Source organism: archaeon, assembly GCA_016432545.1.
Lineage (GTDB): Archaea > Thermoproteota > Nitrososphaeria > Nitrososphaerales > Gagatemarchaeaceae > UBA183.
In genome coordinates this window covers 877212-902184 of the sequence record CP066694.1, presented here as the reverse complement: position 1 = coordinate 902184, position 24973 = coordinate 877212, and the positions used below count along the sequence as shown (strand labels likewise).

29 protein-coding genes, 3 tRNA genes and 1 rRNA gene are annotated in these 24973 nt (G+C 60.8%); 17 read left to right on the top strand and 16 right to left on the bottom strand.

Annotation, left to right across the window (positions count from 1 at the left end; genetic code table 11):
• The first annotated feature begins 4 nt into the window (after positions 1–4).
• The 3 genes from HY247_04970 to HY247_04960 are packed head-to-tail and all read left to right on the top strand — an operon-like array spanning position 5 to position 2776.
• On the top strand, positions 5–1705 hold the full coding sequence (locus HY247_04970) for a hypothetical protein (GenBank protein QQG48113.1): 1701 nt from the start codon (positions 5–7) through the stop codon (positions 1703–1705).
• Positions 1705–2274 (top strand): signal peptidase I, encoded by a 570-nt coding sequence (locus HY247_04965; GenBank protein QQG48112.1) that lies wholly within the window; start codon positions 1705–1707, stop codon positions 2272–2274. Before HY247_04970 ends, HY247_04965 begins: the two co-directional genes overlap by 1 nt.
• Position 2275: 1 nt before the next feature.
• Positions 2276–2776, top strand: coding sequence for a hypothetical protein (locus HY247_04960; GenBank protein ID QQG48111.1), 501 nt, complete (start codon positions 2276–2278; stop codon positions 2774–2776).
• Positions 2777–2914: 138 nt separating this feature from the next.
• Here HY247_04960 and HY247_04955 read toward each other — a convergent pair.
• From HY247_04955 to HY247_04930, 6 genes are all read right to left on the bottom strand, one after another.
• Positions 2915–3047: transfer RNA gene (locus HY247_04955), tRNA-Met, on the bottom strand.
• A 9-nt stretch (positions 3048–3056) separates the two neighbouring features.
• On the bottom strand, positions 3057–3443 hold the full coding sequence (locus HY247_04950) for a hypothetical protein (GenBank protein ID QQG48110.1): 387 nt from the start codon (positions 3441–3443) through the stop codon (positions 3057–3059).
• A gap of 233 nt (positions 3444–3676) precedes the next feature.
• Complete coding sequence (locus HY247_04945; GenBank protein QQG48109.1) at positions 3677–4228, bottom strand: HDIG domain-containing protein; 552 nt, start codon at positions 4226–4228, stop codon at positions 3677–3679.
• Positions 4225–4734 (bottom strand): transcription factor, encoded by a 510-nt coding sequence (locus HY247_04940; GenBank protein QQG48108.1) that lies wholly within the window; start codon positions 4732–4734, stop codon positions 4225–4227. Before HY247_04940 ends, HY247_04945 begins: the two co-directional genes overlap by 4 nt.
• Positions 4731–5267: a tRNA (cytidine(56)-2'-O)-methyltransferase gene (locus tag HY247_04935; protein ID QQG48107.1), complete on the bottom strand. Its 537-nt coding sequence runs from the start codon at positions 5265–5267 to the stop codon at positions 4731–4733. Before HY247_04935 ends, HY247_04940 begins: the two co-directional genes overlap by 4 nt.
• 64 nt (positions 5268–5331) lie before the next feature.
• Complete coding sequence (locus HY247_04930) at positions 5332–5829, bottom strand: hypothetical protein (GenBank protein ID QQG48106.1); 498 nt, start codon at positions 5827–5829, stop codon at positions 5332–5334.
• Between the two features lie 52 nt (positions 5830–5881).
• Here HY247_04930 and HY247_04925 point away from each other — a divergent pair, with 52 nt between their 5' ends.
• The 9 genes from HY247_04925 (at position 5882) to HY247_04885 (ending at position 12453) form a co-directional block, all read left to right on the top strand.
• Positions 5882–6361, top strand: coding sequence for a hypothetical protein (locus tag HY247_04925; GenBank protein QQG48105.1), 480 nt, complete (start codon positions 5882–5884; stop codon positions 6359–6361).
• A complete protein-coding gene (locus HY247_04920) occupies positions 6358–6690 on the top strand; it encodes a transcription factor (protein QQG48104.1) in 333 nt (110 codons plus the stop codon). Before HY247_04925 ends, HY247_04920 begins: the two co-directional genes overlap by 4 nt.
• Before the next feature lie 76 nt (positions 6691–6766).
• Entirely contained in the window at positions 6767–7255 is a 489-nt protein-coding gene (locus HY247_04915) for a zinc-ribbon domain-containing protein (protein ID QQG48103.1), read from the top strand.
• A gap of 66 nt (positions 7256–7321) precedes the next feature.
• Positions 7322–7651: a hypothetical protein gene (locus HY247_04910; protein ID QQG48102.1), complete on the top strand. Its 330-nt coding sequence runs from the start codon at positions 7322–7324 to the stop codon at positions 7649–7651.
• Positions 7648–7944, top strand: coding sequence for a V-type ATP synthase subunit F (locus tag HY247_04905; protein QQG48101.1), 297 nt, complete (start codon positions 7648–7650; stop codon positions 7942–7944). Before HY247_04910 ends, HY247_04905 begins: the two co-directional genes overlap by 4 nt.
• Positions 7941–8543, top strand: a complete 603-nt coding sequence (locus tag HY247_04900; GenBank protein QQG49564.1) for a hypothetical protein — start codon at positions 7941–7943, stop codon at positions 8541–8543. The genes HY247_04905 and HY247_04900 overlap by 4 nt, the downstream gene beginning before the upstream one ends.
• 68 nt (positions 8544–8611) lie before the next feature.
• Positions 8612–10399 carry a V-type ATP synthase subunit A gene (locus HY247_04895; protein QQG48100.1) on the top strand — a complete coding sequence of 596 codons (1788 nt, stop codon included), beginning with the start codon at positions 8612–8614 and terminating at the stop codon, positions 10397–10399.
• A complete protein-coding gene (locus HY247_04890; protein QQG48099.1) occupies positions 10396–11799 on the top strand; it encodes a V-type ATP synthase subunit B in 1404 nt (467 codons plus the stop codon). Before HY247_04895 ends, HY247_04890 begins: the two co-directional genes overlap by 4 nt.
• Before the next feature lie 12 nt (positions 11800–11811).
• Positions 11812–12453, top strand: a complete 642-nt coding sequence (locus HY247_04885; GenBank protein QQG48098.1) for a V-type ATP synthase subunit D — start codon at positions 11812–11814, stop codon at positions 12451–12453.
• Positions 12454–12567: 114 nt separating this feature from the next.
• On the opposite strand, the gene HY247_04880 is transcribed toward HY247_04885, so the two are convergent.
• From HY247_04880 to HY247_04855, 6 genes are all read right to left on the bottom strand, one after another.
• Entirely contained in the window at positions 12568–12810 is a 243-nt protein-coding gene (locus HY247_04880; GenBank protein ID QQG48097.1) for a hypothetical protein, read from the bottom strand.
• A gap of 40 nt (positions 12811–12850) precedes the next feature.
• Positions 12851–15154, bottom strand: coding sequence for an adenosylcobalamin-dependent ribonucleoside-diphosphate reductase (locus tag HY247_04875; protein QQG48096.1), 2304 nt, complete (start codon positions 15152–15154; stop codon positions 12851–12853).
• 152 nt (positions 15155–15306) lie between these two features.
• A complete protein-coding gene (locus HY247_04870; GenBank protein QQG48095.1) occupies positions 15307–17394 on the bottom strand; it encodes an ArsR family transcriptional regulator in 2088 nt (695 codons plus the stop codon).
• Positions 17395–17458: 64 nt separating this feature from the next.
• Positions 17459–17587, bottom strand: a tRNA-Pro gene (locus HY247_04865).
• Between the two features lie 28 nt (positions 17588–17615).
• Complete coding sequence (locus HY247_04860; GenBank protein QQG48094.1) at positions 17616–18215, bottom strand: DNA-3-methyladenine glycosylase; 600 nt, start codon at positions 18213–18215, stop codon at positions 17616–17618.
• A gap of 5 nt (positions 18216–18220) precedes the next feature.
• A complete protein-coding gene (locus HY247_04855; GenBank protein ID QQG48093.1) occupies positions 18221–19462 on the bottom strand; it encodes an MFS transporter in 1242 nt (413 codons plus the stop codon).
• A gap of 55 nt (positions 19463–19517) precedes the next feature.
• Here HY247_04855 and HY247_04850 point away from each other — a divergent pair, with 55 nt between their 5' ends.
• Positions 19518–20735, top strand: a complete 1218-nt coding sequence (locus HY247_04850; GenBank protein ID QQG48092.1) for a DNA helicase UvrD — start codon at positions 19518–19520, stop codon at positions 20733–20735.
• Here the strand turns inward: HY247_04850 and HY247_04845 are convergent.
• The gene (locus HY247_04845; GenBank protein ID QQG48091.1) at positions 20680–21078 is read right to left on the bottom strand and encodes a hypothetical protein; all 399 of its coding nucleotides are present in this window, start codon (positions 21076–21078) and stop codon (positions 20680–20682) included. The genes HY247_04850 and HY247_04845 overlap by 56 nt on opposite strands.
• 111 nt (positions 21079–21189) lie before the next feature.
• Between HY247_04845 and HY247_04840 the strand changes: the two genes are divergently transcribed.
• On the top strand, positions 21190–21843 hold the full coding sequence (locus tag HY247_04840) for a hypothetical protein (protein ID QQG48090.1): 654 nt from the start codon (positions 21190–21192) through the stop codon (positions 21841–21843).
• A 78-nt stretch (positions 21844–21921) separates the two neighbouring features.
• Here HY247_04840 and HY247_04835 read toward each other — a convergent pair.
• Positions 21922–22094 (bottom strand) — tRNA-Trp (locus HY247_04835).
• Positions 22095–22193: 99 nt separating this feature from the next.
• The gene (locus HY247_04830; GenBank protein QQG48089.1) at positions 22194–22463 is read right to left on the bottom strand and encodes a Trm112 family protein; all 270 of its coding nucleotides are present in this window, start codon (positions 22461–22463) and stop codon (positions 22194–22196) included.
• 84 nt (positions 22464–22547) lie between these two features.
• Between HY247_04830 and rrf the strand changes: the two genes are divergently transcribed.
• The 3 genes from rrf (at position 22548) to HY247_04815 (ending at position 24077) form a co-directional block, all read left to right on the top strand.
• Positions 22548–22667 (top strand): 5S ribosomal RNA (gene rrf, locus HY247_04825).
• Between the two features lie 91 nt (positions 22668–22758).
• The gene (locus HY247_04820; GenBank protein ID QQG48088.1) at positions 22759–23877 is read left to right on the top strand and encodes a DUF1512 domain-containing protein; all 1119 of its coding nucleotides are present in this window, start codon (positions 22759–22761) and stop codon (positions 23875–23877) included.
• A complete protein-coding gene (locus tag HY247_04815; protein QQG48087.1) occupies positions 23874–24077 on the top strand; it encodes a hypothetical protein in 204 nt (67 codons plus the stop codon). The genes HY247_04820 and HY247_04815 overlap by 4 nt, the downstream gene beginning before the upstream one ends.
• Here the strand turns inward: HY247_04815 and HY247_04810 are convergent.
• Positions 24069–24956 carry a type II methionyl aminopeptidase gene (locus HY247_04810; protein QQG48086.1) on the bottom strand — a complete coding sequence of 296 codons (888 nt, stop codon included), beginning with the start codon at positions 24954–24956 and terminating at the stop codon, positions 24069–24071. The two genes, HY247_04815 and HY247_04810, sit on opposite strands and share 9 nt — an antisense overlap.
• Between the last annotated feature and the right edge of the window lie 17 nt (positions 24957–24973).

Genomic DNA, 24973 nt, shown 5'->3' with positions numbered 1-24973 from the left:
CGGGATGAGAGAAGGACCCGCATGGCTTTCTGCCTCCGTCGCCTTCGTCATGGTGCTACTGGCTTCCACAGTCGCTTCAGAAGCCTCTTCGACCAACTTTAGAGCTTCGAGTTCGACCGGCACCGTCCGGTCACCGTCCGTCAGTCTGCAAGGAGGGACAGCCGGCACATCCACCATCTCCTCGGTCGAAGCGGACGCGGGGACCGCGAAGGTCACCGCCGGCCTCACCTACTATGAGACCGCTAACATGCCAGTCAGTTGCGGCAGCCCAACCGTGGACACGAGCCTCACTGCGCCGGGAGGGACCGGGTCCTTCACAATCACCAACGGACAGACCGCGTGCCTCTGGACTCCCGCGTACAGCAGCAGCGCATCCATCCCTTCGGGCACGACTGTGCTCGACGCGTGGGCTAGCTCAGGCATCAGCGCACCCATGGACCAGACCACCGGGGCCTCCGGAGGGACTACAACGACTCCCACATGCGCCTACGGAAGCAACGTCGCCGCAGGGGCTCTTCTCGTCGTTGCATTCCTCGTCTCTCCCTCCTCAATCACCGTGAGTTCGCCAACCGACTCCCAGAGCGACACTTGGTCCCAAGTCGTGACGAAGTCAGGAGGGTCCACAATCACTTTCGCGACCTACATCTATGCGGCGGTGGCGGGGTCTTCTGCCGCAGACACAATCACGCTTCACTTTACAGGGACTGTGACCGACTCCTACGTGACGTGCTTCGAGGTCCTGGGCGCCTTGAAGAGTACTGATACCACGACCTCGGGGGCGGGGACTGCGACCTCCGGCACCTCGTTTTCCGCTTCCGTGGGCAGCTATACCTGCACTGGAAACGACTTCTGCTACGCTTTCACGGGCTACCAGCCGTGCGGAGCTTCTAGTGCCCCTACCTACGACCCCGCTTTTACTTCCATGTCAGCTCGGGGAGGCGACTTCACCGGCGCGACGAACTGCAGGACGACAGGGGGAGGGACAGCGTATCGCTTCAACGCAGCAGACGAGTACAAACTTCCTTCTTCAAGCGCTTCGCAGACTTCGACATTCTCTTTGGGATACGGGACGAACATCAACACTGGGACGTGGGGCTGGGCCGAGGTCGTGGCCGTCTTCAAGCCAGCGACCACAACACTCTCCGTCAGCGAGTACACCACCAACTCCGCAGGCGCCCACCAGGACACGCTGATCTCGTCCGTGACCACGGGGACCATCACTTCGACCAAGACCGAAGTCTCGTCCTCCTTCTCTTCGAGTGCCGGCACGGTGCCCGCGGGCGGCTACATCGAAACGACGGTAACAGCTAGCCAGTCAGTCACGATCTTCTGGGGCTCCGGCCAGTTGACGAACTTCCAGACCCCCAGTCTCTTCAACTACGTGCTGAAGATACACAACGCAGTCGCCTCGTCGTGGACGATCAACCTCAGGGCGATAACGGGCTCGAACGTGAACATCGGGAGGCTGACGAACCTGACGATTTCCTTCGCGAGCCCTTACTCCCAGCAGATAATCGTCGCCAGCGGGACGATGACGGGTAGCTCGGGCTCGACCATCACGCTCGCCTCTTCGGGCGATGTCAACATAAAGGTCGGAGCTTTCGCCTCATCGATCGGGACTTCGACCCTCGTCCTGTCACTGAAGGTCCTGTCTTCCACTGCCACCCCCTACAGCCAGTACACCATCGACGTGGAGGTGGACTGATGAAGATGAGACTCCTGAAGTACGCTGAGTACGCTGCAACCCTCGTCCTCGTGGGCTTCGCTGCCTATGGAGGCGTCGAGTACCTGCTCGGCGTCCAACCGTATCGGGTCGTGACGGACAGTCCGAGCAGCATGTCCAACGCGATCAACTACGGCGACGTCGTCGCCGTCTACGGGGCTCCCTACTCCTCGCTTCGCGTCGGGGACGTTATCGTCTTCCACGACCCCAGGGGCAACCCAGGGGTTGTCATACATCGGATCTTCTCGGTCGGCGACTGCCAGGGCCAGGTCTGCTACACGACCAAAGGCGACAACATGGCCACCAACCCTTCCGCCGACCCTTGGAGCGTCACCGAGAGTTTCTATGAAGGCAGGGTGCTCGCTGTCCTTCCATACGCCGGCTACCTGTCTCCCGCACTGTGGGGGTTCACCGGCGTCTCACTTTACGTGCTTCTCGGATCGATCGGGGGAATCGCGGTCCTGCTCGGCATCAAGTCCAAGAACTCAGGGAAAGAAACCTCCAAAGCCTCCGGGGGGGCCTCTGCCATGGACACCGCTGGAGGCCGTTGAGATGGTCTTCTCGCCGCCCTTCGCTCCCCAGTTCTTCTTACTTCTCGGGATCGACTTTTTCCTCGGCAACAGCGTCCTCACCGTCATGTTAGACAAGCGGTTGCCCGACGCTGTGCCATACGTCTTGGAGATTGCCAGTTTCATTGGGTTCGCAGAGCTCTGGGTAGGGCCGACCATCATCGGAGGAATCCCTCCCGAACTCCAGTTCTACTATTCATTCGTCTATTGCATGATTTCCGTTCTCTCAGTCATAGCGGTGAACGTCTATCTGCTGCTCGTGAGGGGGAGCATACTGCCTGGCCTCCTGACGGCGGCGTTCGCCACCATCCCCTCGGTCTTCGTGTCCCTTTCGCTTGCAAGTTATTTCGTGAACAGCGTCCAGGTCCCGCTCCCATGGCTCCCGGTCGTCGACGTCGAGTGGGTCCCTGCCCTCTCAGTGCTTGGCATTGTGATCTTGCTGGCGGCAGTCGCATACCCAGCAGTCTCAAGAAGAGTCCGATAGGATCCTAGACGATGGAGGGGGTCAGCTGGTCGCAGTATTGTTCAGATGAGCCTTTTGTCGAATCGTGCTCAGGTTGGGATTCCGAGAGGCCTGACACCTCGCGCGGAAGGACGCAGGGACGTGCCTTCAGATGATGAGTAGCGAGGGGAGGACTTTCAGGGGGTCTGACCCCCATTTGAACCTCCGCTCTGCGGGTCTCTCGCGGAGTTTCCGTTATGAGCCCGCCGGGATGTACCTGGCCCCCATGAGGGACTGGCTTCCCCACCTCGCTGAAATGGTCTCATTGGACGTGGTTTATTATGCTTCTCGGCTTTCGGATTCGAGTTGGGGGCGGACAGTCTTTGAAGAACTCCGGCGTTCTCAGATAGCCTCTGACAGTCCCGACGTCACCGAAGGTGCCCAAGATTTTCTTGGCACGACAGCTCTTGGAAGGGTCACGGAGGTAGGGTTGGACGATTCGCAAGACCCTCAAGGCCTTCAGGTGCGAGACTGACGCATACCATCCAACGAGGATACCATTGTCTCTCCTTGGAAAGGGGTTCACTCCCATGATCCTGGCTGCCTCTGCAATGATGGGCCTTGAAGTGCCATAGATTCGGAGCCTAGGGTACATCGTGAACCTGTCGCTCCTGAAGCGGATGTGTACGAAACCTTCTCCATCAATCAAGCCCGCCAGCCACCCAACCTCGAGCGGATTCCTGTTTACAAGTGGAAACTCTAACGTAAACCCATAGCTTTCGAGACTAGTTAGCGGCCACTTGGGCTACGCGTACCCGACCGAGACGACGATGGGCATGCACGCGCACCTGTGGTAGGAACAGCAGGAGCACTTGCCGCAGCTCTCGTAGTCTTTGTGTTTGCAGGACCTGCAGATGCACGCAGCCACGAAGGCGGCGTCCCCTAGTCACTTTCTTTAATCTTCTCGAAGATCAGGCCTTCCGGGTCCTTCCCAAGCTCGGACCTCACGCGCTCCCTGAGGGCCATCAGCCTGGGGACGTCGTGCCCCTTCCGGACGAACCTCTTCACTTCCTCCTCAAAGGGCCTGACCTTGACCCCGTCGACCATCTTATCGGCGAAGCAGACGACGACCTCCTCCACGCTCCTGGGGATGTAGTCCAGGTTCGGGAACCCCAGCGCCTTCGCCTCCTCGGCCGAGAGTCCGGCCCCGACGTGGCGTCTTACTATCTCCACCACCTTCTCGTCCACTCCTTCCTCCTTGAGCAGCAGCGACCCCTCCAGCCCGTGCCTCACCGTCTGGGCCCTGTTCCTCCCTATGTCGTGGAGCAGGGCCCCTGCGAGGACCGCTTCTTTGTCGACTGCCTTGCCCTGACTCTGGAGCTCTGTAGCGAGTATCATCGAGACCCTCGCGACGGTCTTGCAGTGCCTGACGATCGCGTCGTTGCTGCCGTGCTTCCTGTGAAGCTTGAGGGCCCCCTCCTCAGAGGGCCTCACTTCACCAGTTCCTCTTCCAGCTGTTTGATCTTCCAGAGCAGCGAGTTCTTCAGCTCGGCGTTGTCCAGCCTGTTGAGGGCCTTCCCGCAAGTCGGGCACTTGAAGAAGTTCTCCATCGCGTCCTCGAAGGTCCTGGTCAGACACGTCGGCGTCCCGCAGAAGTAGAACTCGTGGGTCTCCTCGTAGTCGAGCCTCTGCTTGAGCCTGTTCAGGACCTTCTTCCTCTGGGTCTGGATGAACCCGTCGGTCTGGTCCCTCTGCGCCTTCCATCTGTACACGAACCATCCCCTCTTCGGGTCCCTGACCCTCACGCCGGTGATCAGACTCCGTCCGAAGAGGTCGTAGAGAGACTTCCTCACGGTCTTAATCTTTAGCCCTGTCGCAGACGCGATCTCCTCGTCGGTCGCGTTCTCGTTGTTGAGGAGCGCCCTCGCCACCCTGACGTAGTCGGGGCCGCCTATGAGGCCGGCTACCTTCACAAACGTGTCTTCGTATTCTATTTTCAAGATTTGACGACCCTCTTGCCCCGGGCCGAGGGCTGGATCCGGAGCTTGCTTTTTTGAAACGTTCTCTTAAGTTCTTCTCCGCCCTGCAGCTCATGAAGCGCAATCGCGAGCGCGGCCACCTCGGAGTGGGGCTGAGACGTCACTGCCACGTTGTAGTCCGCCTCGTGGTAGACCCTCCCCGGGACCTTGGGCCCCCCAACGACCAGCAGGACCTTCTCGAGCTTCCGCAGCTCCGTCGCCACGTCCTGGATCGGGAGCCCGTACATAGTCAGGTGGACCACCTTCCTCCCCTCCTTCTTCGCGTCCTGGATCACCCTCCTCCATGGGGCCCCGAGGAAGGCCTGGAAGTCGCCCCCCCAAGCTTCGTTGACCTCGGCCAGGGTCCTGGTCACGTCCTTCTCCGCGTCCTCGAGGAAGATCGACTCCGCGCCGAGGGCCCTTGAGACCAGGCAGAGGTGGGTGAGGGTCCTTTCGTCCCTGTAGTACCTCTGGCCCACGCGGAGGACTTGGATGCTCTTCGGGTCAGGGCTCATGCTGGGCTCTGGGACAACTCAGACTAATCATCGTTTCCAGCGACGGCCAGGACCAGCGCGCGGCCTAGAGACCGACTGCGGCCGAGATCATCAGGAGGACGACTACCAGGAGCAGCGAGACGCCCGCTATCGAGCCCATCCTTGCCCTCGTCCCAAACTTCATCATCTCAGGCGGAGGAGGCCCCTGCGCGCCGCTCGCGATCTTCTCCTGTGCCATCTTGATGACCTTCTTGAACGACGGGACTGTCACTCCGAAGACGACTGCCGCCGCTATGAGCGCGACCCCGATCCCCGCGTCGATCCACAGCGACGCCGAGGACGTCGCGTCGACACCGAGGTAGTAGAAGAGCAGGAGGCCGAATAGGAAGGTCGTCCCTATGGATGCCTGGATGAATCGCAAGATCTTCGGCAAAACTTTCGCGGTGAACTCCAGGTTGGCCATAGGGCTCAGTCCCCGGACCCCAGGCCCCACGACGAAGGTGATGAGTATCCCGCCGCCCAGCCATGCGATCGCGGACACGACGTGACCATAGAGGAGGACTACGAAGACCGCTGGAGCCACAGGTACCCGCCCTCAGGATAATTACTTAAGCTGTTGAGGGGCGCCTTCTGCATTGAGAAAGGCTGCTGCGCAGAGCGGCGAGCTCCGAAGGCTCTCCATCATGGTCGACTACCTCTTCGGCCGCGGGGTGAGCAGGGCCCTCCCCAAGGAGGGGGTCAGGCTCGCCTACTCCCGACGCTCCGGGAGGGTCAAGCTCGCCTTCCACGGGGAGGACCTGATCGCTACCGTCAAGCCCAACGGGGCCTTCGCCCTCACCATGTACGGGGCAAGGGTGCTCTCCAAGAGCCCGAGGTTCAGGGACAACTTCGTCGAAGTCGAACCCGACGCGGAGGAGTTCGTCAGAGGGGGGAAGTCGGTCTTCAGCAAGTTCGTGAGGTCCGCGGGCAAGAACGTCTACCCGAGGAGCGAGGTCGTGGTCGTGGGCAGGGGCAGGAAAGTCCTCGGAGTCGGGATCTCTGTGATGAATGGGAAACACATGGCATTGTTTAAGTCCGGGGTGGCGGTGAAGGTCAGAGCAGGCCTCGAAAGATGAAGATGGACAACAGGAACGCGAGAAGGATGATGGACAAGATGGGGATCAACATGCGTGAGATACCCGACGTCGAGGAGGTAGTGATCAAGACCAAGGACAAGGAGATGCACATAAAGAACGCGACCGTCTCGGAGGTCAACGCCCAGGGGAACAAGGTCTTCCAGGTAGTCGGCGAGGTCGAGGAGGTCGAGATAGAGAGGGAGGCCTTCAACGACGAGGACGTCCTCCTGGTCCAGCAGCAGGCCGGCGTCACGAGGGAGAGGGCCGTCGCGGCTCTCGAGCAATCAGACGGCGAGGTCGCGCGGGCGATACTCAAGCTCACCTCATGACCAGAAAGCCCTGTCAAGTCCAGGTGCTGCCCGCCAACGCTTAAATCGAGTTTGTCAGGCAATTCTTTCGCAGGCCTTGTCTGACCCTGACTCAGGTCGGCTCTCGAGCATCAAGACGTACCTCCTGGTCGCTCTGATCTTCAACATACTCTCGGTGGTAGGGCTCGCAATCGCGTCGCTAATCTTCCTCCTGTTCCTCATAATCCCAGTCCTCGGATTCATCGCCGTCATCCCAATCGTCCTCTTGGTCCTGTCGCTCTCGGTCTTGAACAGGGTAAACCAGATGCGGGGCGCCGCCGAGAGAGGGGACATAGCCGCCCTCAAAGCGCTCAACTCTGTCGGATGGGCGGTGATCGGGCTCCTCTTCGCCGGGATAATCACGGGGATAATGCTCCTCCTTGCCAACGGTTCCATCAACGAGCTGCAGGGAAGGGGTCCGGCCGCGGCTCCCGACCAGAGCTGGGTCCAGAGTCAGGGAACGGGAGAGATGAAGTTCTGCCCCTCGTGCGGCACGAAGATTCCAAAGTCCGCGGCCTTCTGTCCGAAGTGCGGGACGCGCCAGTAGCCGAACTCGGCCTCCAACCCGCTAACGTTTAATTACGCAAACCCGAGGCTGACGAAAAGCTGTTCCATGAGTTCCGCCGTCCAGGACACGATCAAGGCCCTCGTCGAATTTGAGGCCGAGCTGGACGGAGCAAAGTCCGCGGCCACCGAGGCGAGCAGGAGGCTCCTGAAGGACGCGGAGGAATGGGCAACGTCGGCGAAGTCCTCTTCACTGTCTAACGCGCAGGAGAAGGCTTCAGGGCGCCTCGCGAAGGCGAGGGCCGAGGCCGAGAAGGACGCCGACCGAATCAGGGCGAAGGGAGCAGAGGACCTGAAGGCCTTCGAAGGTTCGATCTCAAGGAGGAAGTCCAAGGCGGCAGACCACGTAGTGAGCCGCTTGATGGGGAGCTCGAAGTGAAGGTAGTCGCTGTCGGGGGCAAGGCCTTCGTGACCGGGTTCGTCCTTTCGGGCGTCACGGGGGAGTACGTCTCCTCGCCAGCTGCGGCCCTCGACAAAATCAGAAAGCTGGTCACCGACTCGAAGGTCGGTCTGATAATGGTCAGCGACGAGGTCGCCGGGCCCATAAGGGACGACCTGACTGCGGTCCGCTCGAAGCGCGCGATTCCGTTGATCTACGAAGTCCCCGGGCCCGGGAGCAGGAAGGAGAAGGTCGAGTACCGGGCGATGCTCAGGGCGATACTGGGAGTCTGAGAAAGCTGAGCAAGGCCGCCAACGACACGCTCGAGAAAGTCTCGGCCGAGTTCGAAGCCGAGGCGCTTGCCGAGCTGGAGGCTGCCAGGAGCCAGGCCCTGGCAAGGGTCGAGAGGGCCAAGAAAGAGACGGCCGAGTCGGTCGCGAAGGTCCTCGAGACGAGCGTCAAGCAGTCTGAGGCGCTCAAGAGACAGATAGTCGGCGCTGCGGAGCTCGAGACCAGGAACGCCCAGCTCAGGTCCCTGGACAGGGCGGTCGGCGAGGTCTTTGACGCGGCCGTGAAGGAGATCTCCGGCTCCTCGGGAACAGCCTACGAGAAGTCGCTCACAATGCTGATTTCAGAGGGGGTCGAGGTCATAGGACCCAAGGCAAGGGTCCACTGCAACTCCAAGGACAGGAAGGCCGTGGCTTCAGCGCTGAAGAAGCTGGGCGGGCAGGCGAAGCTGACCCTCGAGGAAGGGGCGGTCCCCACCATCGGTGGCGTCGTCCTCACGACCCCCGACGGCTCCGTGAAGTTCGACAATACCTTCGAGGCAAGGCTCGAGAGAATGCGGCCTGAGCTAAGGCGAGAAGTCGCGGGCCACCTGACGGCCGGTTAGCCAGAAAACGCGAGAAACGTTCTAAACATTATAAGGCCGACAACTTCGACGCCGAACAGGTTTTCGTCTTGCCGGTTAAAGGAAAGATCGTGTGGATCTCCGGGCCAGCTGTCAAGGCCTCGGGCATGGCGGCCTCCAAGATGTACGAGGTCACGCAGGTCGGCGAGGAGAAGCTAGTCGGAGAGGTAATCAAACTCACTGGCGACATCGCCTTCGTCCAGGTCTACGAATCCACCAGCGGCCTCCGCCCGGGCGAGCCAGTCCTCGGGACAGGGCAGCCTCTCTCGACGACCCTGGGCCCCGGGATGGTCGGCACGATCTACGACGGCCTTCAGAGGCCCCTCGACGTTATCGCCAAGAAGGCAGGTGCTTTCATCACGAGGGGAGTCACTGCCAACTCGATCCCCTTCGACAAGGAATGGGAGTTCGTCCCCTCCATCAAGAAGGGCGACGAGATTGAGGGAGGGAGCATCCTGGGCACGGTCCAGGAGACGCCCCTTCTCGAGCACAGAATCTTGGCGCCTCCGACGAGCCCCAAGGTCAAGGTGAAGGACATAGTCAAGGCAGGGAAGTACAAGGTCGACGAGACGGTCGTGACCGCCGAGGACAAGTCTGGAAAGAAGCTTGAGTTGATGATGTATCACAAGTGGCCGGTCAGGACCCCACGGCCCATCCGCGAGAGGCTCGACCCGGAGATCCCGCTGATGACCGGGCAGCGGGTCCTCGACTCGATTTTCCCGATGGCGAAGGGAGGGACCGGGGCGATCCCGGGAGCCTTCGGGACCGGCAAGACCGTCACGCTGCACTCGGTCGCGAAGTGGGCAGACGCCAAGGTCGTCTTCCACATAGGATGCGGTGAGAGGGGCAACGAGATGACCGAGGTGCTCGTCGAATTCCCCGAGCTGATCGACCCCCAGAGCGGCAGGCCGCTGATGGAGAGGACGATCCTCGTCGCGAACGTCAGCAACATGCCGGTCGCCGCCAGAGAGGCGAGCATCTACACCGGCGTCACGATGGCCGAATACTACAGGGACATGGGGTACGACACAGTGCTGGTAGCAGACTCCACCAGCCGCTGGGCCGAGGCCCTCCGTGAAATCAGCGGAAGGCTCGAGGAGATGCCGGCCGAGGAGGGCTACCCGTCCTACCTCGCATCGAGGCTCGCTGAATTCTACGAAAGAGCGGGCAGGGTCGACCTCTTGGGGACCCCCACCAGGACAGGCTCCATCACGCTGATAGGCGCGGTATCGCCTGCAGGGGGCGACTTCACCGAGCCCGTGACCTCGCAGACGATCAGGTTCGTCAGGAACTTCTGGGCCCTCGACGCCCGTCTCGCATACTCGAGGCATTACCCCTCGATCAACTGGATGAGCTCCTATTCTGGGTACACCGAGTCGGTCAGCAAGTGGTGGAAGGAGAGGGTAGACAAGGACTGGTTCGCCATCAGAGCCGAGGCCTACAGCATCCTCCAGAGGGAGGACGCTCTGAAAGAGATCGTACGCCTCCTTGGCCCCGAGGCCCTCCCCGACGAAGAGAAGCTGATCCTCGACGTCGCCAGGATGATCCAGATCGGCTTCCTGCAGCAGAACGCTTACGACGACACGGACGCCTACTGCAGCCCCCAGAAACAGTTCGTGATGATGAAGACCTTCGTCCAGTTCCACCAGGAGGCCCTCAAGGTCCTCGGGAACGGCGTGCCTCTCAGCAAGATCAGGGCCATGCAGGTGATAGCTCCCATGCTCAGAGCGAAGTTCGCCATCAAGAACGAGGAGATGGACAAGCTTGAAGCCATTAGAAACCAGATGTTCTCTGAGTTCAGCTCCCTCTCGACCGTCCCGGAGGTCAGGGCCGCATGACCAAGTCTTCTTCGGGTCTAGAATACAGCAAGGTCGCTGAGATCAGGGGCCCCCTGCTCGTGGTCGACGGCGTCGAAAGGGCAGCCTTCGACGAACTGGTCGAGATCGACGACGGGTCGGGCAAGAAGAGGCTCGCGCGCGTCCTCGAGACCGGCTTCGGCAAGGCAGTCGTGCAGGTCTTCGAAGGTACTTCGGGTCTCTCGGTGAGCGGGACCAAGGCCCGCTTCCTGGGCAAGACCATGCAGCTCCCAGTCTCCGACCAGCTCCTGGGCAGGGTCTTCGACGGGCTCGGCCGCCCCCTCGACGGCCTCCCTGAGCCTGTCGCGAAGGAGTTCCTCGACGTCAACGGAGCCCCCATCAACCCCGAGCAGCGCGAGTACCCAACCGACCTCATTCAGACCGGGGTCTCGGTCATCGACGGCATGCTAACCCTCGTCAGGGGCCAGAAGCTCCCAATCTTCTCGGGGGCCGGGATGCCCCACAACAAGCTCGCGGCCCAGATCGCCCGCCAGGCCACGGTGGTCGGCGAGGGCGAGGAGTTCGCAGTGGTCTTCGCGGCGGTCGGGGTCTCGCACAGCGAGGCGACCTTCTTCCAGAGGACGCTCGCCGAGTCTGGCGCCATCCGCAGGAGCATACTCTACCTCAACCTCGCGGACGACCCGGCCATCGAGAGGATCATCACCCCGAGGGTCGCTCTCACGGCCGCAGAGTATCTGGCCTACGAGCTCGGCATGCACGTCCTTGTAATCATCACAGACATCACCAACTACGCGGAGGCGCTGCGCGAGATCTCGGCTGCCCGTGAGGAGGTTCCCGGGCGCAAGGGCTTCCCCGGCTACCTCTACACCGACCTTGCTACCAACTACGAGCGGGCGGGCAGGATCAAGGGGAAGAAGGGGAGCATCACCCAGATGCCGATACTCTCGATGCCCTCCGACGACGTCACCCATCCCATCCCGGACCTTACGGGATACATCACCGAGGGACAGATATTTCTCGGCAGGGAGCTCTTCAGGAAGGGGATCTTCCCCCCGGTCTACGTCCTCTCGAGCCTGAGCAGGCTGATGGGACCGGCTCTGGGCTACGTGATCAAGGCAGGGCGCGCAAGGCCCGACCACCAGCAGGTCGGTAACCAGCTCTACAACGCATACGCGAGGGCTGTGGAGCTCCGGGCGCTCGCGGAGATCGTGGGCAAGTCCGGCCTCACCGGCTCGGACCTGAAGTACCTGACCTTCGGGGACGAGTTCGAGCAGAAGTACCTCAACCAGGGCTACGACGAGAACAGGACCTTCGAGGACACGCTGAGGATCGCGTGGGAGACCCTCTCGATTCTCCCTGAGAGCGAGCTTACCAACATCAAGGAAGAGTTCATCAAAGAGCACTACGTCCAAGGCAAATAGGCTGAAGGCCCGATGTCGGTAGCCTCAGGCGGAAGCGTCCTCCCGACCAAGATCGAGCTCATCGGGACCCGCAAGCGGCTCCAGACCGCCGTCAGGGTCAAGAAGGTCCTCGACGACAAGCGCGACGTCCTCCTCAAGCGCCTCGACGAGATGATCCAGCAGGCGACGGCGGCCCGGGACGAGATCTCCCAGCCCCTCTCGGACGCGTACCTCGCCCTCTACGACGCCTACCTCAAGCTGGGCCCCCTCAGGCTCGAAGGGATAGCGGCCAACACCCCCCCAATGGTCGAGGCCGACGTGACCGTGAGGAGGATAGTCGACGTGGACGTCCCCACGGTAAAGCTCTCGGAGAAGGAGGTCGGGATGACCTACGGGTTCGCCGACAGCAACGTGGCCGTCGACCGGGCCTCTAGGCAGATGCGCAAGGTCCTCCCCTCGATCTTCAGGGCCGCCGAGTACGAGAACGCGATCTTCAGGCTGGCCAAGGAGCTTGAGAAGACCCAGCGCCTCCTCAACGCCCTGGAGTACATGATCATCCCGAGGTACGAGGGCTCCATCAGGTACATCCAGCAGACACTCGAAGAGAGGGAGAGAGAGGAGTTCACCAGGCTAAAGCATGTTAAGAAGGTCCTGGAGAGGAAGGCAGCGGCATGACCAACGAGACCGCAGACGAGCCCTTCGAGGCGGCGGCCAAGAAAGTGAGTGAAGCGCACGAAGCTTCTTCTTTCGAGCTGAAGGAGAGGGTCGCGAAAGCGAGGTCCGCGGCTCTCAAGAAGATGGGGTAACGGGCCCGTCCGTTCTCCCGACGACGGCCCTGATCACCCTGAAGATTATCGCGACGCCTGCCACGAAACCCGCAGTTGAGAACCCTATCGCAAGGACGCTACCTGAGTAGCCCGTCTGCTCCCCTACGTAGAGCCCCACGAAGACCCCGAGGAGCACCAGAGGCGTGATGACCAGGGCCGTCGCCGCCATGACCACGAGGAGGCCCTTGGTCCCTTTCGTGACCACGGTTGCCCGCCCTGAGACGACCCTAAAAAATCGTTGGCGCCTACTCGCACTTGCTGTAGCCACAATTCTTGCAGCTGTAGCACCCATTCTCAAACACGAGGCTGCTCTCGTGGCAGTCGGGGCACGTCCCGCCCTGGTGAGACTGCTTCGCGTTTACCTGCGGGCCCATCGAGGACTCCTTGACCACGCGGTTCAGGGTCATTATCTCCAGGGCCTTCGCGATGGCGTCCGGTATCGAGAGGAGCTGGGTCCCCTCGTCCCATGAAACGTACTTGCCCTTTATGCCCTTCAGGGTCGAGATGATGCTCTTGGTATCCCCTCCGTGCTGCAGGTAGAGGCTGATGAGCCTCCCCAGGGCCTCCGCGTCGGCCTTCTCGTCCCCTCCAGACTTTCCGAGGGTCACGAAGACCTCCTTGAGCTCGCCATCGGCCAGGTTCCCCGTCAGGTAGAGCCCGCCCTGCGGGAGCTTCAGTTTGAGCGTCCTCCCCTCCATCATCCTGGGGCGCGCGAAGGACGCCTTCTGCTCCGCCTTCTTGGCGACCTTGTCGGTCTCGAGGATCCCTTCCCTGCTCCCCTCCCTGTAGACTGTGATGCCCTTGCACCCCATCCTCCAGGCGAGCATGTAGATCCTCTCTACCTCTTCAGGAGTGATCTCCTCCGGGAGGTTGACTGTGCTCGAGATCGCAGTGTCGATGTGCTTCTGGATGGTCGCCTGCATCTTGACCCTCATCTCGGGCTTGATGTCGTGGGCCGTGACGAAGTAGTTGGGGAGCTGAGCCTCGTCCCTCGTCGTTGTAGCCTTCATGAACTCCTTGACGAGCGGGTGGAAGACCTTGAACTCGCCCTCGCTAAGCGACTTGCTCCTCCTCGTGTAGGAGAGCGCGAAGACCGGCTCGACCCCGCTCGAGCACCCAGCGAGTATGGAGCCGGAGCCGACCGGAGGTATTGTGGTTATCGCCGCGTTCCTTATCCCCTGAGAGCGGATCTTCTCCTTGACCTTCTCTTCGAGCCTCGAGACGAAGGGCTGCGCGAGGTGCTTCTCCGCGTCGAAGGCGGGGAAGCTACCCTTCTCCTTCGCCAGCTCCGTCGAGTAGTCGTAGATCACGTTCTTGATCCTCTCGAAGAGGTGGTCCACGAACCCTATCGTAGAGTCCTCGTCGTACTTCAGCCCCAGCTTAATCAGCATGTCGCCCAGGCCCGTGATCCCGACCCCGATCCTCCTGCTGTGCAGGGACGCCTCTCCCTGCTGCTTCAGCGGGTGCTTCTCGGCGTTGTAGTCCAGGACGTTGTCCAGGAACCTGACCCCGTACTGGGTCGCCCTCGTCAGCGACTCCCAGTCGATGCTCGCCCTCTCAGTGAAGGGCTCCTTCACGAAGGCGCTGAGGTTGACCGACCCCAGGCAGCAGCACCCATAGCTCTCCAGGGTCTGCTCGCTGCACGGGTTGACCCCCTGGACCTCCATCCCGTTGTATTCCGTTGTCGACTCGCGCTTGATCGTGTCCCAGAAGAGGACCCCTGGCTCCGCGGACTGCCAGGCGCCCTTGATCAGCGACTTCCAGACGTCCCTGGCTCTAACTGTCCTGTTCATCTCCACCTTCTCGTTCTTGAAGTGAAGCCTGAAGTCGGTGTCTGCCTCGACCGCCTTCATGAAGTCGTCCGAAATCTTGATGGAGATGTTGGCATAGTTGACCTTCTTGAGGTCCTTCTTCACGCCGATGAAGTCCATCACGTCCGGGTGGTCGACCCTGATCGTAATCATGAGCGCCCCCCTCCTCCCCGCCTGGCCGATTGTGCCGGTGGTCGTCGAGAGCAGCTCCATGAAGGAAACCGACCCCGAGCTGTAGATTGCAGAGTTGTTTACCGGGGCTCCCCTGGGCCTCAGGACTGAGATGTCCGTCCCCACCCCGCCCCCGAAGCTGTAGGTCCTGGCAGCCTCCTTGCACCAATCGAAGATCGACTCGATGGAGTCTTCCTTTATCCTGAAGAAGTAGCAGTTGAGAAGCGTGGACTTCCTGGGCTGCCCGGCGCCGAAGAGTATCCTACCTCCGGGCACGAAGCGGTAGTCCTCCAGCAGCCAGTAGAACTTCGACGCCCACTCCTTCTTCCTCTCCTCGTCCCTTTCAGGCGAGGCGAGCTCCTTCGCGACCCTCCGCCACAGGTCCCCGGGGACCTTCTCGACCTGAACCCCGTTCAGGTCCCTAAGTGCGTACTTTTCGTAGAAGACCCTCGAGCGCAGTTCGTCTCCTCCGAACGCCGCGAGCGTCTCAGCCGGGATGTGGACCTCCACCTTGCCCTGTTCCCCGGCATTCGGAGAGTCCCGTGGTTGTTCAACGATTGACGTCATAACGTTAACCTTGACCCCATCCCTCGCTCCATATATCTTACTCTTGGCTTGTTCCGATTTGACAACCACCCGCGAGCTAGACTACGCCGCTCGATGACATGAAGCGCAGAACTGTGAACTCTTTTTGACACAAACAGAAGAAATCCGCCCGGTCACGCCGCTGTCGAATACTGGAAAGTCGCGACCGACTTGCACCTCCGGCAGCGAGCATCCCCCTGCCCGAGCTTCGACCCGCAATTCCTGCAGGCCGAGATCGTCCTGTCCACTTTGAAGTACGGAAGCTTCGGCGTCGCGTTGAGGATCGTGTTGTAGACTCCGCGCACGTCCTCCGAGGAGCCGTCGAGCATCACCGAGAGCCCCCCGTTGAGCCCCGAAGAGAGCTTCGTGATGTAGGCCGTCTTCTCCGGGTTCTCGAGGTCCGCAAGGACGAGCTTGGGGGCCTGCGAGTACGCTCCCTTGAGCAGCGGCTGAAGGTTGGCCTTGCCGTACTTCTCCGCGTCCAGGGAGGCGAGCCTTTGCGCACCGTCCAAGTCCAGCATCCCGACTCCCAGCCTGTCGATCTTGGTCGACTTCTCGTCCGCCACCTGCCCGGCGGTGCCCACGATCTTGTCAGCGAGCTCGTACCTCGACGACACTGTCGGGTCTCTTATCAGGCTGGCCAGCGTCTCATCCATCCCGACCAGGTTCATTATCAGCGGCATCGTCTCTGATGTCACTGCGTCCGACCCCGCAGCCAGAGATGGAAGAAGGCCCCGCTTCAGCGTCCTCTCGATCAGCCTCCTCCTGGTCGAAAGGGCGTCTGCCGCCACGCTGATGAGAAGCGCCAGCTTGGCTCTGAAGTACGTCTCGTCCTGGTTGGAGTCGTAGGCGAGCCGAGGGAGGTTCAGGCTCAGCCCGTGCAGCACGCTGATGTTGTCCGCCTGGGAGTCCTGACCGAGGATGTTGGCGTTGAGCCCGAGAAAGCTCCTCCTCTGGTCCGAGGAGAAGAAGGCGATCCTCCCACCGTTGAAGATGATCGCGGCCGCGTCTTTGAGCGTCTTGGTCTCGTCGACCCTGCCTGGCTTAGCCAGGAGGAGCCTGACGTCAGGCCTCGGCGTCTCCTCTACGAAGCTCCTGTAGGCTCCGAGGGCGGCGTCGAGCGTCCTGTCCATCACCTCCCTTCCGATGTCATCGTGCTTGTACGGGTTCAGCTCGAGGCTGACCGCGGGCGCCTCAGTGCCGGCCATCGGCGAGCTGAGCATTTCGAAGAACCTCAGGAAGAGCGACTCCAGCTCCCTCTTGCCCCTTGACTTGCAGAAAGGCGCGACGAACTGCAGGAAGTTCCTGAAGGTCACCTCGTCCGAGACCTCCCTCGTAAGCATCGACGACATGTTGAGCACTATCCCCAGGGCTCTCTCTGAGTTCTCGGGGCTGGGTATCATCGAAGTGTTCGCTATCCTTCCGCGAGGGTTGAGGCCCGCGCTCCTGACGGAGAGCAGGTCGACGAAGACCGTGTCAGGGGTCAGGCCCCAAGAGCCTGCGTTTGCGATGTGGATGTCTCCCGACAGGTGGGCGTCGGCGACGTCCCTTGGGAGCTGTTCGAGGAGCAGGTACTCGGAGAAGACCTGCTTGCCGGTCTGGTGGACCAGCGATTCCACGTTCCCTCCGTCGTCGCCAGCCTTCCCCAGTAGCTGGGTCACGTCGTAGATCGGCATCCCGAGCCGCGTGAGCTTGTGCCTGTACTCTTCCATGCTGTGCTCCACTAGGAGCGCGTTGACTATCTCGCGTATGAGAGGGGCCGTCAGGTATTGGGTCTGGAACTTGTAGAGCCTCGACTCTGTCTCGCTGGTGATCTTCTGGGCCAGCTCTACCGGCATCCCAGCCTCCTTTACGAGGGACTGCAAGATCTTGTTGGCGTTGAATTCCTCCATCGTCTGGTGAGAGGTCCTCACGTACAGCTTCCCGCTCTCGACGAGGGACTGCTCCTCGATCTGGCGGGTCAGGTTGAGCACCAGCCTCCCGAGGTTGGTCACGGTGTATTTCCTCTCCTGCCTGTTGAGCTGAATCAGGAGCTGCTTGACGAGCTTCCGGAGGTGGTACGCGAACTTCCCGGATTCCTTCTTGGACTTGAAGCCTGCGAGAGTCTTGAGCGCGCTGTAGGTCAGGGGGCCCTTGATGTTGAGAATCCTGAGGATCTCGAGCCTCTGGGGGGACGCGATTACGCTGTAGATCGTCTTTACCCTTCGAGGAGCCGCCTGCAAACTGTCTCTCCGCGTCATTGTCAATTGTATTTAACGGTATGATAGTCCGAATTCAGTAAAGCGATGGTGGGGTCGCCCGGATTTGAACCGGGGGTCTTCAGCGTTCTTGCGCGCGTGTCCCAAGGCTGAAAGCCTAGACCAGACTAGCCCCCTTGGTCCACATGATTAGACCAAAGGCCTAGCCGACGACCCCGCTCGATTCGACCCGCCTGGCGGATTAGTTATGGCTTCCGCGGAAGCGACGGTTTTCCCCTCGAAACGAACCTGTTCCCGGCGATGTAGAACCTCCACTTCCTCTCCCACCCTTCGCTCAGGCCCACCCTGGAACTCACTCCGATCCGTCCCGCGGAAAGCCCGTCTTCGACGAAGAGCCTCCGAGAGGTCACGACATCCTCCCCGTTCAAGGCCCCGTCCAGTCCAAGGGCCTTCGCAAGCTTCCCGGGGCCGCTGGCAATCTCGACCTCCTCTTCCACCCGACGGTTCCGCTTCATCAGGGCGACCCCCTCAGAGGGCTCAAGGGCCCTGATCAGGACCGCGGCTGGCCTCTGTGAAGGCTCGCACGTCAAGTTGAGCATCCAGTGGTTGCCGTACGTGAAGTAGAGATAGGCATGGCCCGGGTCTCCGAACATTACCGCGTTCCTCGGCTTCCTTCCCCTGTAGGCATGGCTCCCCGGGTCCCTTGTCCCTCTGTATGCCTCGGTCTCGACTATCACTCCCGCCAGCCTCCGACCCTCCCTGACTCTCACGAGCCTCTTGCCTAGGAGTGCCCTGGCGACTCTATCTGCCCGCCCCTCGTAGAAGGACCTCCGCAGGCGCGCCACAGAGCTCAGCCCTTGGTCTTTACATTCCTAAAGTTGGTGTAGAGCAGCGATATCCCCAGCACGTACAGGCCGGCGGCCCCCAGCCATGGGGCGTCGTACAGGAGGTGGTTCCCGGAAGTGAACCCCAGGAGGAGGATGTACCCTCCTACGATCGTGCTGATGCTGTTTGGCAGCCTCCATACTATGGCCGAGATCGCGCTCGCCAGTCCCCGCCTTCCAGGATGAATTATCCCCATGAGGTAGGAGTCCATCAGAGGTGCGGCCATGTTCATCAGCGAGGCCCTGACCAGGTAGACCCCTCCTGCCAGGAAGAGGTTTGGTATGAAAGCCATGCTGGCCATGAAGGCGGTGGAGCTTCCCGCCGTCATCACGATAGACCTGAACAGACCGAAACGCTTCGATAGCCACGCGCTTCCCAGCGCAGCGAAGGCGATCGTCATCCCCGAGAGAGCGAGGAAGGGACCGCTGAAGATGTCGGGGACGGCGAACTTGTAGAGGAACCAGGTGCCCATCAGAGGGATGATCAAGCCCGCCCCCAGCCCGATGATCCCGCTCATCCCTGAGAACTTGAGCAGGAGCCTGAGGTCCCCCGAGTTCTCGCTCGTCTCGGCCTGCTTGGGCTTCTCGCGGTAGCCCCTGAGCAGCAGGAAGAGTAGGACCGGCACGAAGAAGCTGGCGATTCCTATGTACAGCAGCGCCTGGGAGTGCGCGACTTCCAGGGAGACCCCGAAGGCATTGCCGAGTACTGGCAGTGCGAGAGGCAAAGCAAGGCCCGCAGAGATTCCGACGTTGCCGACGATAAACGAGAGCGAGAAGGCCGCGTCCCGGGCCCCTGGTTCCGTCTGGTCGGCGATGATTGCGTTCCATGAGGACAGAGAAGCCGCCTCTGCGACCCCCGCCGTGACGGCCGCGACCAAGTAGAGGCTAAAGTCGTGGGTTATGGCGAAGATTATCACGGTCGGGGGGAGAAGGACGTTCCCAAGGATCAAGAACCACTTCCTCCCCTTCTTGTCCGAGAGGAGCCCCAGCGGTATTCCTGCCGCGATGAGTACGAGCCCTTCGATCCCGAAGATCAGGCCCACGCTCCCTCCGTCCAGCACCTTGATGTCCACAAGGTAGCCGCTGACGTAGATGAGGAAGTACCCGAACGCCAGCGTGTTTACGATCTGAGAAAGGACGAGGAGCCGGACCTTGATTGGAATCGAGCGCAGGGTGGCCAGACCCGGGATGGAGACGCCTCCGGACAACGAGGACCTCGCCCAGACGGCTGTTAATTAATCACGCGAGAATCCCTCGCCCCCCGTGCGCGTGACTGCGGACCTTCAGCTCCACTCGAAGTACGCGCTGGCGACCTCCAAGTTCATGGACCTTGAGCACCTCGCGGAGGGGGCCAAGGTCAAGGGGCTCAACCTCCTCGGGACCGGCGACTTTACGCACCCAGCCTGGTTCGCCGAGCTTCAGTCCAAGCTCCAGCCCATCTCAGGGACAGGCCTCTTCTCTTACTCGGGGATGACATGGATGCTCGCCGGGGAGGTGAGCACAGTCTACGAGGCCGGAGGCCGGGTCCGCAAGGTCCACCACCTGATCTACTCGCCCGACCTCGAGACTGTCTCTCAGATCAACCAAGAGCTCGGGAAGTACGGGCGGCTGGCTTCGGACGGCAGGCCGGTGCTCAAAGGGCTTGGGTCGCCGGAGCTTGTCGAGAGGCTGCACTCCATTTCCAGTTCCATCGTGGTCGTCCCCGCCCACATCTGGACCCCCTGGTTCGGCGCCTTCGGGAGCAAGTCCGGCTTTGACAGCCTCGAGGAGTGCTACCAGGACCAGGCCGCCAGGATCTTCGCCGTCGAGACCGGCTTAAGCTCGGACCCGCCGATGAATTGGATGCTAAGGTCGCTGGACAAGGTCGCCCTGATGTCCAACTCGGACGCGCACTCCCCCAACCCCTGGCGCCTGGGGAGGGAAGCGAACGTCTTCGACCTGCCCAGACTTACCTACGACGAGGTCTTCAGCTCGGTCAGGCTCAAGGACAGGTCCAGGTTCCTCTACACGATTGAAGTGGACCCAGCCTATGGGAAGTATCACTTCACCGGCCACAAGAAGTGCGGGACTTCATTCCTGCCCAAGGATGCCAATCGCCTGGGGAACAAGTGTCCGACGTGCGGCAAGAAGATGACGGTCGGAGTCCTCCAGAGGGTGGAGGAGCTCGCAGACAGGCCCGAGGGGGAGGAGGCCCCCGGGGCGGTCCCCTTCAGGAAGCTCATCCCCCTCTACGAAGTGATCTCTGCCGCGACAGGAGTGAACCGGCTCTACGTCAAGCGCGTACTTGAGGAACAGGACCGCCTCATCCGCACCTTCGGGACGGAGCTCTCCGTCCTACTCGAGGTGGGCGCTTCAGAGCTGGAAAGAGCGGCCTCTCCGAAGGTCGCCGACGCGATCGTCTCCGTCAGGGAGGGAAGGGTCGTCTTTACACCTGGCTACGACGGAGTCTACGGGGTGCCTTCTTTCCCAGAGCGCTCTTGAGCTTCGGAAACAGGTGCTCTGCCATCGCGGAGCGCGGGATCTTCACTGCGATGTAGGCCTCTGACTCCTGAACATAGGTGAGCATCACCTTCGCCTTGCGATAGGCCAAGAGGATGAACTCCATCTTCCCGTACCACTTCTCAGCGTTCATCGCGGCCTCGAGGAAAACGGCGTCTACAACTCCAAGCCTTTCGCGCGTGTCCTTCGCGACAGGGATCCTCTCAGCGTACCCCTCGGAGTACTCGTGGGCAAGGGTCTCTCCCCGGGAGCTGAGGACGACCACCCACTGGAAGGCACCGTCAGCCTTCAGGACCCTCTTCGCCAGCTCTTTTGGAGAAAGCATCTGCTGAGATGGAGGCGTCCTTGGGTGGTATAAGGGATTGGCCGGATGGGTCCGGGGGGGCGAGGCCGAATGCGAAACGCTTAATGCGCTACCCACCGACCCACGAAGCGATTGCGCTTAGACTTATCCGCGGGTAGGAGGTCCGCGATATCGACGACCGTCATCGGGGTCGTGGTAGTTCTGGTAATAGTAATCATCGGGGTCGGGATCTACGTCTACACGTCCACTACGCCTGTCACGACAGGGCCCACCACATCGTCACACTCGACGACCAGCTCGGCCGGCACCACTAGCACTTCGAGCGCGCACACGACTTCGTCTGCGACCTCTGCGTCGAGCAATACGGGCACCAGCACGGTGACGACCTCGACCACCCTCCAGTCGAGCACGACGACTCAGACGAGCCCCGCCACCACTGCCCAGACGTCGGAGACGTACTCCTGCGTCACGACGACGGGCACCACCACCCAAGCCGTGACTACCTCGACCGCGATACTCACGCAGTCCTCCACCACCATTACTCACTCTGGCACAACTCAGACCTACACCCAGACGGCAACGACGGTCACCTATGCTCCCACGACCCAGTATTGCTACTCCTACGGGGGATACAGCTACACCCAGACCCAACAGACGACCTTCACATACACGCAGTCGGCTTACACCACGACCCGCCAAGCGTACACGCTCACATTCTTCACTACTACCGAGCCCGCTACCACCGAGACCTACACGTACACGTACTTCACAACTGCGACAGCGTAGAACCCTGCACGTACACACGTCTCCACAGCGCAGCCCCATCTCTCATCCATCTCAGCTTCAGAGTCGCACAAAGTTCAGTGGGGGCGGTCGGATTTGAACCGACGGTCTACAGGTTTCTCTTGCAGCTCCAATGCATAATCATCCACGCTGCCGTGTCATCAAACTAGGTTGTTTGACCACTGGAGCCTGTCGCCCTGCCTTTCCAGGGGAAAGTCGTCGGACGACCTATCGCCAAGCTGGGCTACGCCCCCACGAGCTATGCCTCTTGCTGCTCCGCCCAGGACCTCCGTCTCAAACTCTCCCGGGCTCAATATCTAAAGATTGACTGCGGAAAGGAGACGCCTAGCGGGTCAGAGGCTCCAAGGCTTTCCGCCGTGGACAACCTTGTCCGGGAGCTTTTCCTTCCACTTCTCTAGAAAGACGAGGTCGTCCTTCTTCGTCCTAAGGTTGTCCGGCAGCATGACCGGGATCTCGTCCGTTATGGGATAGTACCTCCCGCACTCCGAACAGAGAAGAACTCCCTCGGCGATCACGTCTCCCTTCAGCTCGAACTCGAGCAGCTCGAGGGGATAGTGCTTGTCTATCGGGCATGCGAGAATGTCCAAGAGTCTTCGCTGCAAGACCCTTGAGACGTCCTTTCAGAGGTATAAAACGGTCGCGTCGTGCCCAGAAACGTTAATCTACTCTGCCGAGACCCGCGTCCTTCAGCCGGCCATAGCGCGCGGGTCCTACCCAGACTCGTTCCGATCCTGGAAGTAAAACCGCGCGTCGCCTTGGTGTTAGTGAAGTGCGAGAGCCTTCGCGAAGCCCAGGTGCCGGCACCCTTTTCTCAAAAAGACGCGTCCAAGAAATTTGGACGTGATTTCCATACAGAACATTTAAGTCCGGGCGCAGGTCAAGACTTTTCAGAATCGCTTGCCTCTCATCTCGAGCATCGCGCTGCAAGTTCCCTTTGATCCGTCTTCTTTGATTACTCTTGTTTGGGTCGGCTTCTTCTTCGTGAGTTTCTTGTATGGCACGCGCATCCAGTCCTACTTTGCTCTCAACGAGATAGGGCGCGGCCTGAACAAGCTCAGGGTGATGAAGGAGAAGTCGAGGAAGGAAGCCATCGACTACCTGGTCAACGTAGGAAAGTCCCCGAGCGACCCAACGCAGCGCGTGGACCAGTTCCTCGACTACGTCACGATAATGCCGGTCGACATCGACCCTCAAGGGCTTGTAGGAAAGATCGACCACGTTGTCACTACGAACAACAACAGGGTCCGGACCGAGGTCGCGCACCTGGTCGGACAGGACAACGCCGTCACTGTTTCGATCTCCGAGAACCTCCTCGAGGTTGCCACATCCCTGAACATGATCCACAAGATCGTCCGCCACTTCTACCTGCTCGGCAAGAAGACCAACTCCTACTTCACCCTCATCCAGCTTCAGATGCTGATGCCGATGATCATACAGGAGGCCGACGCCCTCCTCAACGCTGTCGACTCGTTCAAGGTCGGGCAGCCTGTGGGTGACGGGATCGGCCCGGTCGTCGTCTCGAAGTTCATGATCGGAAAGGAGAAGCGTGTGGTCGCGAAGGACACGGTCATGGCGGTCACAGAGTACAAGGGACGCAAGCTCTACGTTGTGAAGGCTGACGGACCCATGGCGTACGTGGGGCAGCCAGGCGTAGCCATCAAGAAGATCATCGAGGAGATGGGAATCAAGCCGAGCGCGATAGTGATGATCGACGCCGCCCTCAAGCTAGAAGGGGAGAAGACGGGAGAGATCGCAGAGGGCGTGGGCGCTGCAATCGGCGGGATCGGGGTCGAGAAGTACCAGATTGAGGAGGTCGCGACCCTCAACAAGATTCCGCTCTACGCTATACTCGTCAAGCAGAGCATATTGGAAGCGATTACAGTGATGAGGAAGGACATCGCAGAGGCCTCCGACAAGGTCTCGCAGGTCCTGAACAGGCTCATCGAAGAGAAGACGAAGGAAGGGGACGAGGTCTTGGTAGCTGGAATCGGCAACACGCTTGGCGTAGCGCAATGATGAGTTCAGTCCCTTCGAGCGACAAGAAGTACAAGCTGCTCGTCTACTCCATCGAGGAGTGCCCTGTCTGCGGACAGAAGACGAAGCGCGCCTTCGCAGTGGGCGACTACGTCACAAAGGACGGGGCGAAGTGCACGAAGTGCGGAAACCAGACCCGGGTCAGCCTGGTCTACGCCGAGAGCTCGAAGCCCTCAAGTTAGGACGACTGGCCCTCCTTCCGTCAGCGCCACTGTGTGCTCGAATTGCGCCACGGGGTTCCCCGAGGCCTCTACCAAGGTAGGGTACGACCTCACTACCTTCTTGGCAACCAGCTTTCCAAGGACCGAGTCCAGCTTCCCTCCTCCTAGGTCGTCTGGGTACCACCTAGGGGTGAAGGGTAGGGTCTTTCTCTCCTCCCAGACCTTGTCGACGAACGCGTCCAGTTCCTTAGTTCCTATCCTCTTCCTTGCCACGACTGAGAAGATCGTCGTCAGGGGGGCGTCAACCACGTACCCTGCTGCTCCCGCAGGCGTGACGAAAGGCTCGATCGCGAAGACGTCGCCCTTGCGCAGGGCCTGCATGCCCGGCACGTAGAGGTTCGGGATGCTCTTGCCTGCATGGACCTGGTACCTGTCAACCGTGTGCCCGGTGAGGTTCTCAATCGTCTTGAAGCCCAGGCGGGCCACCTCCTTCCTGATCTCTCTGCCTATCTCCCCCGCCCTCTGCTCCTTGCGCAGGGCCGCTATCGCCACGCCGAGGGCCCTCTCTGATGCCTCAAGCATCGGCTCGTACGAAGGGTTGAAAGTGACGCTGACCGCTGTGTCTGTGACGTACCCGTCGACGTGGACTCCGAAGTCCACCTTAACCAGGTCGCTCTCCTTGAAGACAGAGGCCTCCTTCTCCTGCGGAGAGTAGTGCGCAGTCACATGGTTGACTCCTATCCCGACGGGAAAGGCCGGGGCCCCCTTCCTAGAGGAGATCTCCTCTTCTACGAACCTGCAGGCCTCCAGATATCCAGTCCCGGGCTTGACAAACTCCTTCACCCTCGCGCGTACCTCGCTGGTGATCCGGCCTGACCTCGCATACTCTCCGGGAATCATTGGCTTCTCCTCTCACG

What these genes read in the sequence shown, in the direction of transcription:
- HY247_04960 (QQG48111.1), top strand. Translation starts at nt 2,276, where the DNA reads ATGGTCTTCTCGCCGCCCTTCGCTCCCCAGTTCTTCTTACTTCTCGGG.
- HY247_04890 (QQG48099.1), top strand. Translation starts at nt 10,396, where the DNA reads ATGACCAAGTCTTCTTCGGGTCTAGAATACAGCAAGGTCGCTGAGATC.
- HY247_04810 (QQG48086.1), bottom strand. Translation starts at nt 24,956, where the DNA reads ATGATTCCCGGAGAGTATGCGAGGTCAGGCCGGATCACCAGCGAGGTA.
- HY247_04885 (QQG48098.1), top strand. Translation starts at nt 11,812, where the DNA reads ATGTCGGTAGCCTCAGGCGGAAGCGTCCTCCCGACCAAGATCGAGCTC.
- HY247_04845 (QQG48091.1), bottom strand. Translation starts at nt 21,078, where the DNA reads ATGCTTTCTCCAAAAGAGCTGGCGAAGAGGGTCCTGAAGGCTGACGGT.
- HY247_04910 (QQG48102.1), top strand. Translation starts at nt 7,322, where the DNA reads ATGAGTTCCGCCGTCCAGGACACGATCAAGGCCCTCGTCGAATTTGAG.
- HY247_04970 (QQG48113.1), top strand. Translation starts at nt 5, where the DNA reads ATGAGAGAAGGACCCGCATGGCTTTCTGCCTCCGTCGCCTTCGTCATG.
- HY247_04965 (QQG48112.1), top strand. Translation starts at nt 1,705, where the DNA reads ATGAAGATGAGACTCCTGAAGTACGCTGAGTACGCTGCAACCCTCGTC.
- HY247_04920 (QQG48104.1), top strand. Translation starts at nt 6,358, where the DNA reads ATGAAGATGGACAACAGGAACGCGAGAAGGATGATGGACAAGATGGGG.
- HY247_04935 (QQG48107.1), bottom strand. Translation starts at nt 5,267, where the DNA reads ATGAGCCCTGACCCGAAGAGCATCCAAGTCCTCCGCGTGGGCCAGAGG.
- HY247_04815 (QQG48087.1), top strand. Translation starts at nt 23,874, where the DNA reads ATGATGAGTTCAGTCCCTTCGAGCGACAAGAAGTACAAGCTGCTCGTC.
- HY247_04875 (QQG48096.1), bottom strand. Translation starts at nt 15,154, where the DNA reads ATGACGTCAATCGTTGAACAACCACGGGACTCTCCGAATGCCGGGGAA.